Source organism: [Clostridium] clostridioforme AGR2157 (assembly GCF_000424325.1).
Lineage (GTDB): Bacteria > Bacillota > Clostridia > Lachnospirales > Lachnospiraceae > Enterocloster > Enterocloster clostridioformis_A.
In genome coordinates this window covers 1-13,310 of record NZ_AUJR01000003.1, presented here as the reverse complement: position 1 = coordinate 13,310, position 13,310 = coordinate 1, and the positions used below count along the sequence as shown (strand labels likewise).

The following is a 13,310-nucleotide window of genomic DNA, read 5'->3' as shown; positions in this document are numbered from 1 at the left end:
CTGCTGCATCTGTGATTCCAATGACGCCTTACATCATCTTATCCACCATAGCCATCACAGCCGCGCCCAGCGCCTCAGATTTGGCGTCGGCATCCTCCATGGAACTGCCCTTGATGCCATAGTAGAACTTAATCTTAGGCTCTGTTCCGGACGGTCTCACGCAAATCCAGGCTCCGTCGTTTAAATCATAGTACAGCACGTTGGAGGAAGGAAGGCCTGTTGGCTTTAATTCCCCGCCAGCCATATCCTTTATGGTGTCCAGCTTGTAATCCCTGGCAGACACTACTTTGTAGCCGCCCACCTCTTTTGGCGTATTGTTCCTCAGCGTCTCCATGATGGACTGAATCTTAGCCAGGCCCTCAATGCCGGATAAGCCGATAGACTTAACAGCATCCTTGTAATAGCCGTACTTCTCATACATGGCAACCATGGCATCCCACAGGGTCATGCCCTTCTGCTTATAGTAAGCAGCTGCCTCGCAAAGGGCCGCGGTAGCGGAAATGGCGTCCTTGTCACGGGCATAGGTGCCAATCAGGCATCCGTAGCTCTCCTCCATGCCAAAAAGGTAAGTGCCGCGTCCTGTCTTTTCATTCTTTAATATCTGCTGCCCTATCCACTTGAAACCGGTCAGCACTTCAATCAGTTCACAGCCGTATTCCTTTGCAACCGCGTCAATCAGGTTGGTGGAAACAATGGACTTGATGACCTGCCCGTCCTCCGGAATCTTGCCTGCTGCCTTTTTCTGGCTCAGCACGTACTCGCACAGAAGGGAGCCGGACATGTTGCCTGTTAAAGGGATGTACTCTCCTGACCCGGCATCCTTCACATATACGCCCAGGCGGTCTGCGTCCGGATCCGTAGCCAGAACCAGGTCCGCATCCTTCTCCCTGGCCAGCTTAAGACCCAGGGCAAATGCTTCCGCAGCCTCCGGGTTTGGATAGCTTACCGTAGGGAAGCCGCCGTCCGGCAGTTCCTGCTCAGGCACTACATATACATGGGTGAATCCCAGTTCCTTCATCACTCTTCTGGCCGGAATATTGCCGGTGCCGTGAAGCGGGGTGTACACGATGCTGATCTGGTCCTGCATCTCATCAATGGCCTTCTGGTTCACAACCTGGGCCTTGACCTGGGCAATGTACTTGTCGTCGATTTCCCTGCCGATAACCTCGTACTTGCCTGCTGCCGCGGCAGAAGCCTCGTCCGTGGTCTTTACCGTGGACAGGTCCTCTATGGCCAGTACTTCCTCTGTCACGCCCTTGTCATGAGGCGGCGTGAACTGGGCGCCGTCCTCCCAGTATACCTTGTATCCGTTGTATTCAGGCGGATTATGGCTGGCCGTGATATTGATGCCGGCAATGCATCCCAGTTCCCGCACCGCAAAGGACAGCTCAGGGGTGGGGCGCAGGGACTCGAACTTGTATGCCTTGATTCCGTTGGCTGCCAGAGTCATGGCTGCCTCCATGGCAAATTCCGGAGACATATGGCGGGAGTCGTATGCAATCGCCACGCCCTTATCTGCTCCGCCCTGCCTGATGATGTAGTTGGCAAGGCCCTGGGTGGCGCGTCTCACCACATAAATATTCATCCGGTTAATGCCGGCGCCAATAACACCGCGCAGTCCTGCTGTTCCGAACTCCAGGTCCATATAAAAACGCTCTTTAATTTCATTCTCGTCGCCTTCAATGGCGCGAAGCTCTGCTTTTGTGTCCTCATCAAAATAGGGGTTTGATAACCATTCCTGGTATATCTTCATGTAATCTTTCATTTTATACTCCCTCCTGAATGTGATATTCCATAATGACCTGCCGGCATTCCCGCAGCAGTGCAGCCGGAAAGGCCGGTCCGCAGCGTATTCTGATTAAGATTATACTATATCAAACCAGAAAAAGGAAGTACAACCCACTATTATTTTTCGTCAGACACAGCCTTTGCAGTCCGCCTTCAGGCGTTTCAGGAAGCTGTTCCTGGCCTGCTGCTGTTCCTCCAGGCCCCGCAGCTTGTCGGTATTACGGGCCGGTATCCAGGCCTTGTTGGCATTGTAGTAAAAGTTCAGCTGTTTCCAGTATTTTTCAGGATAAAGAAACAGGTAGTACAGACATCCCCTCTCCTTAGGCTCCATGGGCAGCACCCGCTCATAGGAATCCAGCATGGACAGTCCCAGGTCCAGGTTCCACCCGTGCTTTTCCATGACCTTGCGCATGAAACGGTACAGGTCCGATATCTGTATCCCAAGATGCATCCGGTTGTACTCGATGATGGCCGTGTAACTGCCTCCCATTAGCACATGGTGCTGGTCCAGATCCCCATGGCACAGGTACAGGGGCTTCCTGTCCTTTTGGCCGGGGGGCTGGACCTCCGCTGCTTCCAGGGCATCCTGGTCATCCTGGTATGGCCCCAGCTTCAGGCATTTTCCGGTACCGTACTGTCCGCTTTCGTACTGTCTGCTTCCGTACTGTCCGCTTCCGTACTGTCCGCCGCCCTCTGCCGGGAGTTCACCGGCCCCGGGCCATAGCTCCCGTATACCCTGTACTGCTTCCAGGGCCTGGTCGTAAAACATCTGATAGCTGCCGATAACGCACAGCTCAAACTCCGATTTTTTGCGTTTGGACCTTATATAATTGCGGGCCCGCTGCATTTCCCGGTTGTGGCGCTCCAGCTCTTCCTCCAGAGGCCCTGAGAGGATGGAGCCCATGTTCCACTCTTCCTTAAACTCAATCTTTCGCAGCTGGCTGTGCAGCATGGCCAGCCTGGACAGGGCCTGGCGTATTTCATATCCGTCTTTTATATTGCATTCCCGGTCCAAAAACCAGTCCTTTAATATGTATCTGGTGCCGTCCCCGGTCACGGTCATCAGGCCGCCTTCCCTGTTCCTCAGGTACCGGTCAGCCCTCAGGCTTCCCCTGGTATCCAGCCGTCCCAGGACCTCGTCCTCAAACTCCAGACGCCTGGCTGTCCCACGGTATTCCTTTAAAAGCCTGCAGCCCTGGTCTGTCTCGCAAATCCAGGAACCGCGGCCCTTTCTCACGGCTCTTACTTCCATGTCATACTGTTCTAAGGCTTCCACGTACTTCTCGTTCATCCACAACCCCTCCACACTCTTATCCCATCACATTTAGTCGAAACGGGAAGCTGCCGTTTCAGCTACTTCTAGGGTATGTAAAGATTTGGTTGTTTATGACAGGAGAAATGTCGGACCGGCCCCATTTCCCACTTTGTATATAATGTACAAACCATTTACTCCATTCAGGTGCCATCACTGGGGAAAAGCCCGCCCGTGGGTTCTCTGGTCCGCCGTACATGGGCCTGGGGCTGATCCTTCTGTTCAATGTGCCTGCTTCCCTGGGCAGCAGCGGAAAACAACACCATGAACCTGGTGGATCGATTTGGCTGGAATGGGATGGCCATTGCCTTTGGAGCCATTGCAGTAGTTCTGCTGCTCATTACCTTCTTCTTTACAAAGGAGCGGGAACTCTTACCTTATGTTTTATCCTTCCCAAAATGATTGGCAACCTTCTCTATCCCCCAATTACAAAGATAATGGGAAAATGGAAAAGCCTGGTCCTGGGCTACGTGCTGGAAATGGCCGGGGTAGCAATTATGGCCCTTACACCAGCCGCCCTGGGCACCGCTGCTGCGGGCCTGGTACTGCTGGGAATCGGGGGAATCCCCCATACGGCGGGCCTGTTTGCGGTGGGGCTGATAATCATCATGTTTACCAATATCGACAAGATATATCCCCGGATTTCCAGTGATTTGGCGGAGAGAAGGTCTGAGGCCGGACAATAGGCTTCCCGTTTTACCTGTCTATTCATCCTTCCAGTGGAGGTGGTGGAGCTGGCCGTTGAGCTCCAGTTTCTCAAACCCATTCTGCCGCAACGCCTCGTACAGCACTATCGCCGCGGAATTGGACAGGTTCAGGGAACGGATGTCGCCCCACATGGGAATCCGGATGCAATGGTCCTCATTGTCCACCAGAATCTCCTCCGGGATGCCGGCGCTTTCCCTGCCGAACATGAGATAACAGTCCGGTCCGTAGGACACGTCGGAATACACTTTATGGGCTTTGGTGGTGGCAAAATACATGTTGCCCGGAGCCTGGGGATTGCGCTCCAGGAAGTCTTCATAATCGCTGTACACAGTCACGTCCAGTTTTTCCCAATAGTCCAGCCCTGCCCTCTTTAAGGCCTTCTCATTGAGCTTAAACCCCAGGGGCTCAATGAGATGGAGCCTGGTCTGGGTGGCAACGCAGGTACGGCCGATATTACCTGTGTTGGATGGCATTTCCGGTTCTAACAGTACAATATTCATCATGGTATGCTGCCTCTTTCTACTTTTGCCTGCCGTCCAGTCTTTTTACGAACCTTGCCATGCGCCCCAGGGCCTCCTTCAGGTTATCCAGGGAGTAGGCGTAGGAAACCCTTACGAATCCCTCTCCGCAGTCACCAAATGCAGTGCCCGGCACCACAGCTACCTTTTCCTCTTCCAGGAACCGGGTGGCAAATTCCTCTGATGTCATCCCAAAACGGCTGATGTTGGGGAAAGTGTAAAACGCGCCCATTGGCTCAAAGCAGGTAAGGCCCATCTCCTCATAGGCGTGGAGAAGGAAACGCCTGCGCTGATTGTAGGATTCCCGCATCATGGAAACATCCGGATCCCCGTTCTTCATGGCTGAGACAGCCGCGTACTGGCTGGTGGTAGGGGCGCACATGATAGCGTACTGATGGATCTTTATCATCTGCTCCAGAATGATATGGGGAGCCGCGGCATAGCCCAGACGCCAGCCCGTCATGGCATATGCCTTGGAGAAGCCGTTGATAAGCACGGTCCTCTCCTTCATGCCGGGGAAGGAGGCAATGGTCACATGGCGCTTTCCGTTGTATGTCAGTTCGGAATAAATCTCATCGGAAATCACAAACAGGTCCTTTTCCAGGACGATTTTTGCAACTTCTTCCAGTTCTTCTTTTTCCATAATGGCGCCCGTAGGGTTATTGGGGAAGGGAAGGACGAGAATCTTGGTCCTGTCAGTAATCTTCTCCAGAAGCTTTTGCGGGGTCAGCTTGAACTGGTCCTTTTCCTCCAGCTCAATGGTGACGGGCACACCGTCTGCCAGTGTAACGCAGGGCATATAGGATACATAACTGGGCTGGGGAATCAGTACCTCATCCCCCTCGTTTAACATGGCCCTCAGTGCAATGTCGATGGCCTCGCTTCCGCCTACCGTTACCAGTATCTCCTGGTCCGGGTCATATGTAACGCCGCATCTGCGCTTTAAATATTCGCATATCTCCACTTTAAGCGGCTTTAAGCCGGCATTGGAGGTGTAGAAGGTACGCCCCTTTTCCAGGGAATAGATACCCTCCTCGCGGATGTGCCAGGGCGTCTCAAAGTCAGGCTCGCCCACGCCCAGGGAGATGGCGTCCTTCATCTCGCTTACAATATCAAAGAATTTACGGATACCTGACGGCGGTATCTTTACGATTTTATCTGATAATGGGTTTCTCATGGAGTAATCAGCATCCTTTCATCCTGCACCTGCTCACTGATAATGGTGCCGTGGTCTTTGTATTTTTTCAATACGAAATGGGTTGCAGTGCTTAGTACGGATTCCATCGGACCCAGCTTGTCCGATACGAACTGGGCAATTTGGCGCATGGTCCTGCCTTCGATGAATACGGTAAAGTCATAGGCGCCGCTCATGAGATACACGGCCTCAACCTCGCTGTACTGGTAAATACGCTCCGCTATCTTGTCAAAGCCCATGCCCCTCTGAGGAGTCACCTTTACCTCGATTAAAGCCACTACCTTTTCCTCGCTGGTATTATCCCAGTTAATCAGTGTGTGGTATCCGCAGATGATGTGTTCCTTCTCCATCTCCGCTATCTCGTTGGCCACCGCTATTTCGCTCTCTCCCAGCAGTACGGCCAGGTCCTTAAGGTCGATTCTGCTGTTTTTCTCAATGACTGCAAGTATCTTTTCTCTCATAATATATCATCCTCCATCCTTCCATGTTTACATAGCTTTTAGTTTACATAGCTTATTAACTGTCTCATATCATCTTTGTCAGTTCGTCGGGCTGGGGCCGCTCCAAAAATCCCGCGCCCTCCTGTCCATGGCGTATCTGTCTGGCATTTCCCTCCGCCACACTTCCGATGACGCCCGCGGGAATTCCCTCTGCCCTGAGCCTCCTCACCAGCTGCCCGCCCCTGTCTGACGCCAGGATGGCGCAGTTTCCGCTGTACAGCCGGTAGGGATTCAGTTCAAATAACTCGCACACCTCTACCGTTACCTGCCGCATGGGCATACACCTGAGGTCCACATCAATTCCCGCGTTAAATATACCTGTTAAATTCCAAAGGGCAGCTAAAGCGCCGCCCTCTCCTGCATACTCGTAAGCAGTGAAGGAGCAGGGCTCCTCCTTCTGTTCACGTTTTATCCATTGTTTCACGGAATATGGCTCCGTTTCATCCAGACACCTTAAGAACATAGGTGAAAAGCGCTCCTTAAGGACATCCCGCTTTTCAGCTCCTATCTTTACAGTCCCCGCAAATCCGGCATAACCTGCCATCACCAAATCCTGACCCGGCCTCATGAAGCCGTCGCGCTTCTCAAATCCGCCTGGTCCCTGTCCGGCCGTCCGCATTATGGTCCCTCCGCCGGGGTGACCGTGGGACCTCCCCCGGCCGGAGCCGGGTTTGCTGCGGGTGCCGGATTCGCTGCCGGAGCCGGGTTTGCTGCCGGAGCCGGATTCGCCTCTGGAGCCGGAGACGGCTCAGGAGCCGGCTGCGTCACGCCCGGGCCTCCCTCCACGCCGGTTACCGGCGCTGTCTCTGCCGGAGCTGTATCCACAGGCGCCGTCACATCCGGCACCACCGGCAATGCCACCGGCAGATCAGGTCCTACCCGGTAAATGGCCTTGGATGCATTGTAGGTGTCCTTGTTAAGCAGGGTTCTCTCCTGCTCCACACCGTCCACCGTCACTACCTTCCATAATCTGGATTTGAGTCCTGTATGGGAGGACTGCACCTTGACCCTTGCTCCCGGAGCCAGGGTGTTGTCTACAATGAGCTGGGGCTCGCCCGGACTGGTGCTTCCCAGGGTCTCAGACACGTATTCCACCTTGCGGTTAGCCGGTCTGGTCTCCTTGCCGTATATGGTAAAAGTAAGCTTCCTGCCGGAGGTATACCCTTCCACATAAATAGGGGTACTGTAATTGTTCTTTATCTTAATATCCTTATAAGTGCCTGCAATGGCCGCGTCCCTGGATGGTTTCACATAGGTGACAATCATGGAGTGGTTCTGTCTCTGGACAATCTCCACCTCCGCCTCCAGGGAAGCGTTATACAGAGTGGTAGCCAGCTGGCACACGCCTCCGCCGATGCTGTCCACAACCTGGCCATTCTCATAAGCCGCCGCTGTCTTATACCCGTTGGCTGTGGTAAAAGGCTGCAGGCATTCATAGCCTGACAGGACATCCCCCGGCATGAGCACATGGCCGTTAATCTTAGCCGCGCCTACTGCCAGGTTGGTGGAGCGGGCTGCGCCGCTGCTGCTGAAATCAGTTGTATATGTGCCCAGCACATCCTGTATGGTGGCCAGGGCTTCACTGGTAATGGCCGGCTGTTCTTCTGTTACCTGGGCCGTTACCTCTATGGGCTGGTCCAGTCCGGCTTCCAGTGCCTCGTTAAGGGCTGCCTCCGTTCCCGCCACGTCAACCACGCGTCCGGGCACAGAGTCCGTAATGACAAACTGTCCATTTTCTCTGGTTATAGATGCATTCTGGGGCTCCGCCGTGATTCCCTGGCACTGTGTATCCACAAAGGCCTTCACCTTCGCGGAATCCACTTCTGTCTCCAGTTCAACATCCACAGGCGCTGCCGCCAGATCTTTTTCAATCATGTACTGTTTAATCAGGCTGCCGCCGGCATACTGGCCGGCCGCCTCATCAATTGCGTCTGTGTTAATCCAGTGAAAGCCCAGCTCCCCCGCCGTGGTGGCCACGTCCTGTCCATCCACGCTAAGGGTCACTGACTGGGCCGCCAGGCCGTCCACATATTTCTGGACCGCTGCCTTCGCCTCCTCAGCCGTCATTCCGGCCAGGCTCTGGCTGCCTGCGGTTATCCCGGCCGGCAGCACAGGCGCCGCCCAGGCAATCACTGGAAATGCCGCAAGCAGCGCCATACTGATGGCCGCTGTCAGTCCGGCATTTCCTATACGATTCCTCATAAATTCTCCTCTTCCAAACTGTAATGCAATTAATACATAAGTGCGCTTAAGGCCATAGGAACAATCATAGCCAACACTAATACAACAACAATGATGGTGGAAATGATCTTCTTGGTCTTTGGATCTCTCATATTAAGCATTGAACATTCACCTCTTTTAATAATATGCCTCAGAATCTCTTCTTTAGTCTTTCTGTTCCCCGGATATTCTGCTGGTCATCCGTCCGTACTGGGAGATAATATTGTCAATCATCCGCGACACCTCACTGCGGCTCATGGCATCTATCTGCACAGCTACGTCTATTCTATGACATTTTAACAAATCGTGCAAGTATTCTTTTTGCCTTTTTGTGGCAGGCTGTTCTCTTTTTGCCTTATAAATCAAGGGTTTCGCCGCAAAAGCCTCCGGATGCTCCTTCCCATGGCGGGCCATCATCACCTGATACAGCCCATGGGCCGCCTCCGCATCCGCCTGTGCCCGGTGGGCCGTGGACTGAGTAACCTCATAAAAAGAGCAGGCGCAGGTCAGATTCCGTTTCACATCCGCAGGCATGAACAGCCGGCAGATGCCAAGAGTATCAATCCCCTCCCGTTCAAAATCCAGCCCGCTGTTCACTGCCGCCCGTTTCAGGAAAGCGTAATCGAACAATATATTATGCCCCAGCAAAGGCAGATTTCCGCAGAACCGGACCACATCCCCAATAATATCCTCAATCACAGGGGCATCCTTCACCATATCATCCGTAATCCCCGTAAGCGCCCTAATCCGCTCTCCCAGCTGCCGCATAGGATTCACCAGAGTGACAAACCTCTCCTCCACCCGGCCGTCCACCACCCTCAAGGCAGCAATCTCCGTAATCTTTTCCAGCCTGGCCTCCAATCCCGTAGTCTCCAGGTCCAGGGCTATGTATGAATTCGTCATATCTTCCTCTTTCCAATAATAAATAAACACCGCAAACCACATGAAGCCGTATTTTAAAACAATTCTCATATTTATGACCCATTCTACTACACTTATGGAGGAAATGGAACTGGAAATAATAGAATATAAAGAAATCAGCTAAGGGTTCTCCCCCTCTGAGTTCCAGAGCCGGAGGTAAGGCGGGCAGTGGGCAAGACTGGGCGGCGGTTGGAAAGACCGTCTGGCGGAGGAAAGAACCGCCTGGCAAAGAGAAAGGATTCAAAAAATCTTACTCCTCTCTGCCCGGACATTCCTCCCGCAGAAAGCATTCACAGCATTTAGGGCGCCTCGCAATGCAAATGGTACGCCCCAGGGTAATGATATGTATGTTCCACAGAATCCAGTGGTCCTTTGACAGCACCTTCATCAGATCATACTCTATCTTCTCCGGCTCCTCCTCTTTTGTAAGGCCCAGCTTCCTGGAAATACGCTTTACATGGGTATCCACCACGATACTGGGCTCATTGTATATGTTTCCACGTATGACATTGGCTGTCTTACGTCCCACGCCGGCAAGGGAGGTCAGCTCCTCTATGGTTCTTGGCACCTCTCCCCCGAACCGTTCCACCAGGTCCCGGCAGCAGGCAATGATATTCTTAGCTTTCATGTGATAAAACCCAATGGAATGGATATCCTGCTCCAATTCCTTTAAATCCGCCATGGCAAACTTTTCCAGTGAATCGTACTTCCGAAACAAATCAGCTGTCACAATATTCACCCTGGCATCCGTGCACTGGGCGCTCATGATGACCGCAATCAGCAGCTGCCAGGGAGTCTCGTAATTCAGATAACAGCGGTACTGCGTACCGTATTCCCTGTCCAATGCAGTCAGGATACGGTCAATACGGGCGGTGAGTTCTTCTTTTGTCTCCCTGACGGCTTTCGGCTTTCTCTGAGTTTTTGTGCCGCCGCCAGCTGTTGTCCCCCTGTCAGCTTTTGTCCCTCTGTTAGATTTTATCCCTCTGTCAGATTTTATCTCTCTGTCAGATTTTCTGCCAGTCTCAGGTTGATTTAAAATGGTCTTCTGTAACATATATCCAATCCTTTCATGGCAACATTTTCGTTGCATTTACAACATTGCAAGGTCCATCACCTGATTCTGAATGCCCTTGCATTATACGTCAGCGGGTCCCTGTGCCTGTAATCAAACAGCACCAGGGTTCCGTCTCCCATGGCCTCAATGTGGGCCATCTTACTCATCTGCCTGGAATCATACCCTTCATAATTCGCAAGGTACAGGGGGCATTCCTCCTCCCTTTGAAAAAACTGCCGGACAGCCTGTTTATAGGGGCTTTGGTCGCGGGCAAAGGAGGGACGGCTTTTTACATTTTCCCTGAGATATAAATCATACATGAGAAGGTCCCTGAACCTTTCCATGACAGAAGCATCCATCCCCGCAGCCCCATGTCTGGCTATGATGCTGTACAGTATCTCATATCTGGCTATCCGGCTGTGGCTGATGCCGGAGAGATGGTTTTCCCGGTAATATGCAGCCATATCCAGAAACATTTCATAAGGCGAACCGTATTCTCCCGCAAGCTCGGCCAGGGTATGGACAAACTGCCTGCTGTTATAATACACCTCCACCATATCTTCCACACCCTTTAGTTCCAGGATGTCTCTGTAGGAAAGCCACCGGGTGGACAGGACCTCATAGGGCGGCCTGGAAGAATAACACAGACCATAGGACGGCGCCATTTCTTCCATATAAGAACCCTTAAGCACTTTCAGGAAGCCCAGCTGGAGCTGCTCCGGCTCCATGGAATACACCTGGTTGAATGAACGGCGGAAACATTCCAGATTCTCATTGGGCAGGCCTGCGATCAGGTCCAGATGCTGGTGAACGTTATGCCCTTTATTGATTGTGCCGGTAATACGGCGTATCTCGTCTATATCTGTCTTGCGGCGTATGGCCTTAAGCGTGTCCGGATTAGTGGACTGGACGCCAATCTCCAGTTGTACCAGTCCGGGACGCATCAGGCTCAAAAGCTCCATCTGCTCCTGGTCCAGCAAGTCTGCGGCTATCTCAAAGTGAAAATTGGTGACTCCGTTATCCTGACTTTGAATAAACTGCCATATAGCCATGGCATGTTTTTTATTGCAGTTAAAGGTCCTGTCCACAAACTTTACCTGCGGCACTCTGGCTGCCAGGAAATAAGCCAGCTCATCAAGGACCAGTTCCAGGCTTCTGAACCGTACGCTCTTATCAATGGAGGACAGGCAGTAGCTGCACGAGAAGGGGCAGCCCCGGCTGCTCTCGTAATAAATGATGCGGTGCTCCAAATCCTTTATGTCCATATGCTTATATGGAAATGGTATCCGGCTCATATCCATGACCTGGCGGACACCGGTATCTGCCAATGTACCATCGGGAAGGCGAAAAGCAAGCCCGGGTATATCTTCCAGACCGGATTGTATGTCCGGCAGGCTTTTTCCACTGTCCGTTCCTTTTTCGCACCACTTATCCACATAATATCCGGCCAGCCGTGCAAAGGTTTCCTCTCCCTCCCCCTTTATGATACCTGTTACCTCCGGCAGCTCCCGAAGTACGTTAGCCGCATCAAAGGACACTTCCGGTCCTCCCAGCCATATGGGAACATCCGGCAGTATTTTCCCTAAATCCGCGATTAGGTATCTGATATATTCTATATTCCAGATATAACAGGAAAAGGCAATCACATCCGGTTCTCTTCTGAATATATCCTGGAGAATCAGGTCCAGCTGGTGGTTGATGGTATACTCGGCCAGCTCAATACACGGCTCTGCAAGGTCCTCCCGGCATGTCCCGGTTTCCCTGTTTTCCTCCCGGGCATTCCTGCCGCCCGCTTCACCCAGCCCCAATACCTGGTCCGCGTAGGCCTTCAGGCTGTAAATTCCCAGATTGGAATGTATATATTTCGCGTTGACAGCCGTCAGCAGTATCTTCATGAGACTATACCTCTAGCTCGATTTTATGGCCTGTGGACTGGTACTGGTAATAGCGCACTCCCGCTGCATTCAGCATACGCTTGGACGCCTTCACCGCCGGCGTGTCCGCATATTTGTCTTCTCTGTATACAATGGTCTTGATTCCTGCCTGTATTATGGCCTTGGCGCACTCATTACAGGGAAACAGGGTCACGTAGAGCTTGCTTCCCTCCAAACTTCCCCCTCTGTAATTAAGGATAGCATTTAACTCGCTGTGTGTGGAGTAGAAATATTTGGAATTGTAGGGGTCTTCCTTCTCATTTTCCTTGCCCCAGGGGAATTCGTCGTCAGAACACCCTTTGGGGAAACCATTATATCCCATGGACAGAATCTTATTGTCCTGGCTGACGATACAGGCGCCCACCTGTGTGCTGGGGTCCTTGGAACGTCTTCCCGCCAACAACGCCACCCCCATAAAATATTCGTCCCACGTTATATAATCCGCACGTTTTCCGGTCATCTTTTTTCCTCCTTTATCCTTTTCGCAGCCCCTGGCTGTCTCTGCACATACGCAGCCGGCCCCCGCTGTATCCGATGTATACGGCTCCTGTTTGGACATTCAGGAACTGCTGCGTGATTGTTGCTGATATTTTCCTCTGTCTGTGAATGGATTATAACATTCCGGGCTTATTTAATCAATAAAGTTGAATAAATCTTGGGCGTGCCTTGGGAATGGCCGTTATTTTGGACCTTGTCTTTTTCCGGGATAAATGCTATATTATAACAACCAGACGATAGTGGAATATAAGTAACTATCGCTCATTATCCTATATCTTTTACGATATCTGAAATTATCTGAATCGAAAGATTCATCTCAACATTCTGCCCCATATGTATCGGGCTATTATTTCCAATTTTTATCACACCATTAATTTACCAAAAGGCAAAAGAGCTATTGTCTGGTTTATCGGAAAACGCTATAATGGGGATAGGTTCTTATATGGCTTGCCGGAACAGGAGGCTGTATGGGAAAAGAATACCTGCGTGAACAGGAATCAGCAGGGGCCAGCGGGTTCAGCCAGCTGGAGGACAAGGTAATGAAGACAGCGGCACAGTTTTTCGGGGAGGATTTGCTTCCCTATGCTGGTATAAAGGGCCGGATTGCCTGCGTGGCACCTACAGAGCATGTCCATCTGGAGATGCGAAGGCTGGAAGAAGAC

14 protein-coding genes are annotated in these 13,310 nt (G+C 52.1%); 2 read left to right on the top strand and 12 right to left on the bottom strand.

The window, feature by feature from the left end; genetic code table 11:
- Positions 1–28: 28 nt before the first annotated feature.
- The 3 genes from G614_RS0100075 to G614_RS32300 all read right to left on the bottom strand — a co-directional run bounded on the left by G614_RS0100075 (position 29) and on the right by G614_RS32300 (position 3,441).
- Positions 29–1,765: a phospho-sugar mutase gene (locus G614_RS0100075; protein WP_027640281.1), complete on the bottom strand. Its 1,737-nt coding sequence runs from the start codon at positions 1,763–1,765 to the stop codon at positions 29–31.
- A 150-nt stretch (positions 1,766–1,915) separates the two neighbouring features.
- The gene (locus G614_RS0100070) at positions 1,916–3,079 is read right to left on the bottom strand and encodes a spore coat protein CotS (RefSeq protein ID WP_027640280.1); all 1,164 of its coding nucleotides are present in this window, start codon (positions 3,077–3,079) and stop codon (positions 1,916–1,918) included.
- Positions 3,080–3,243: 164 nt separating this feature from the next.
- Positions 3,244–3,441, bottom strand: coding sequence for a hypothetical protein (locus G614_RS32300; protein WP_242827958.1), 198 nt, complete (start codon positions 3,439–3,441; stop codon positions 3,244–3,246).
- A gap of 96 nt (positions 3,442–3,537) precedes the next feature.
- On the opposite strand from G614_RS32300, the gene G614_RS32295 reads away from it, so the two are divergent.
- Entirely contained in the window at positions 3,538–3,786 is a 249-nt protein-coding gene (locus tag G614_RS32295) for a hypothetical protein (protein WP_242827957.1), read from the top strand.
- A gap of 18 nt (positions 3,787–3,804) precedes the next feature.
- On the opposite strand, the gene G614_RS0100055 is transcribed toward G614_RS32295, so the two are convergent.
- The 9 genes from G614_RS0100055 to G614_RS0100010 form a co-directional block, all read right to left on the bottom strand.
- Positions 3,805–4,311: a tRNA (cytidine(34)-2'-O)-methyltransferase gene (locus G614_RS0100055; RefSeq protein ID WP_027640278.1), complete on the bottom strand. Its 507-nt coding sequence runs from the start codon at positions 4,309–4,311 to the stop codon at positions 3,805–3,807.
- A gap of 16 nt (positions 4,312–4,327) precedes the next feature.
- The gene (locus G614_RS0100050; protein WP_027640277.1) at positions 4,328–5,503 is read right to left on the bottom strand and encodes an aminotransferase class I/II-fold pyridoxal phosphate-dependent enzyme; all 1,176 of its coding nucleotides are present in this window, start codon (positions 5,501–5,503) and stop codon (positions 4,328–4,330) included.
- Positions 5,500–5,982, bottom strand: coding sequence for an Lrp/AsnC family transcriptional regulator (locus G614_RS0100045; RefSeq protein ID WP_002566685.1), 483 nt, complete (start codon positions 5,980–5,982; stop codon positions 5,500–5,502). The genes G614_RS0100050 and G614_RS0100045 overlap by 4 nt, the downstream gene beginning before the upstream one ends.
- 64 nt (positions 5,983–6,046) lie before the next feature.
- Positions 6,047–6,640: a hypothetical protein gene (locus G614_RS0100040; RefSeq protein ID WP_027640276.1), complete on the bottom strand. Its 594-nt coding sequence runs from the start codon at positions 6,638–6,640 to the stop codon at positions 6,047–6,049.
- On the bottom strand, positions 6,640–8,223 hold the full coding sequence (locus tag G614_RS0100035; protein ID WP_027640275.1) for a VanW family protein: 1,584 nt from the start codon (positions 8,221–8,223) through the stop codon (positions 6,640–6,642). The genes G614_RS0100040 and G614_RS0100035 overlap by 1 nt, the downstream gene beginning before the upstream one ends.
- 183 nt (positions 8,224–8,406) lie before the next feature.
- Positions 8,407–9,144 carry a PolC-type DNA polymerase III gene (locus G614_RS0100025; protein WP_027640274.1) on the bottom strand — a complete coding sequence of 246 codons (738 nt, stop codon included), beginning with the start codon at positions 9,142–9,144 and terminating at the stop codon, positions 8,407–8,409.
- A gap of 268 nt (positions 9,145–9,412) precedes the next feature.
- The gene (gene nth, locus G614_RS0100020) at positions 9,413–10,216 is read right to left on the bottom strand and encodes an endonuclease III (protein ID WP_027640273.1); all 804 of its coding nucleotides are present in this window, start codon (positions 10,214–10,216) and stop codon (positions 9,413–9,415) included.
- A gap of 56 nt (positions 10,217–10,272) precedes the next feature.
- Positions 10,273–12,111, bottom strand: coding sequence for a B12-binding domain-containing radical SAM protein (locus G614_RS0100015; RefSeq protein ID WP_027640272.1), 1,839 nt, complete (start codon positions 12,109–12,111; stop codon positions 10,273–10,275).
- 4 nt (positions 12,112–12,115) lie between these two features.
- Positions 12,116–12,610 carry a deoxycytidylate deaminase gene (locus tag G614_RS0100010; protein WP_027640271.1) on the bottom strand — a complete coding sequence of 165 codons (495 nt, stop codon included), beginning with the start codon at positions 12,608–12,610 and terminating at the stop codon, positions 12,116–12,118.
- Between the two features lie 505 nt (positions 12,611–13,115).
- On the opposite strand from G614_RS0100010, the gene G614_RS0100005 reads away from it, so the two are divergent.
- Positions 13,116–13,310: hypothetical protein (locus G614_RS0100005; protein WP_027640270.1), on the top strand; the 195-nt coding region annotated here is incomplete at its 3' end.

Bases quoted from the DNA above. Each gene is read 5' to 3' on its own strand.
- G614_RS0100050 (WP_027640277.1), bottom strand. From the start codon at position 5,503: ATGAGAAACCCATTATCAGATAAAATCGTAAAGATACCGCCGTCAGGT.
- G614_RS32300 (WP_242827958.1), bottom strand. From the start codon at position 3,441: ATGAGCAGCAGAACTACTGCAATGGCTCCAAAGGCAATGGCCATCCCA.
- G614_RS32295 (WP_242827957.1), top strand. From the start codon at position 3,538: ATGGGAAAATGGAAAAGCCTGGTCCTGGGCTACGTGCTGGAAATGGCC.
- G614_RS0100040 (WP_027640276.1), bottom strand. From the start codon at position 6,640: ATGCGGACGGCCGGACAGGGACCAGGCGGATTTGAGAAGCGCGACGGC.
- G614_RS0100025 (WP_027640274.1), bottom strand. From the start codon at position 9,144: ATGACGAATTCATACATAGCCCTGGACCTGGAGACTACGGGATTGGAG.
- nth (WP_027640273.1), bottom strand. From the start codon at position 10,216: ATGTTACAGAAGACCATTTTAAATCAACCTGAGACTGGCAGAAAATCT.
- G614_RS0100070 (WP_027640280.1), bottom strand. From the start codon at position 3,079: ATGAACGAGAAGTACGTGGAAGCCTTAGAACAGTATGACATGGAAGTA.
- G614_RS0100010 (WP_027640271.1), bottom strand. From the start codon at position 12,610: ATGACCGGAAAACGTGCGGATTATATAACGTGGGACGAATATTTTATG.
- G614_RS0100045 (WP_002566685.1), bottom strand. From the start codon at position 5,982: ATGAGAGAAAAGATACTTGCAGTCATTGAGAAAAACAGCAGAATCGAC.
- G614_RS0100015 (WP_027640272.1), bottom strand. From the start codon at position 12,111: ATGAAGATACTGCTGACGGCTGTCAACGCGAAATATATACATTCCAAT.
- G614_RS0100035 (WP_027640275.1), bottom strand. From the start codon at position 8,223: ATGAGGAATCGTATAGGAAATGCCGGACTGACAGCGGCCATCAGTATG.
- G614_RS0100055 (WP_027640278.1), bottom strand. From the start codon at position 4,311: ATGATGAATATTGTACTGTTAGAACCGGAAATGCCATCCAACACAGGT.
- G614_RS0100075 (WP_027640281.1), bottom strand. From the start codon at position 1,765: ATGAAAGATTACATGAAGATATACCAGGAATGGTTATCAAACCCCTAT.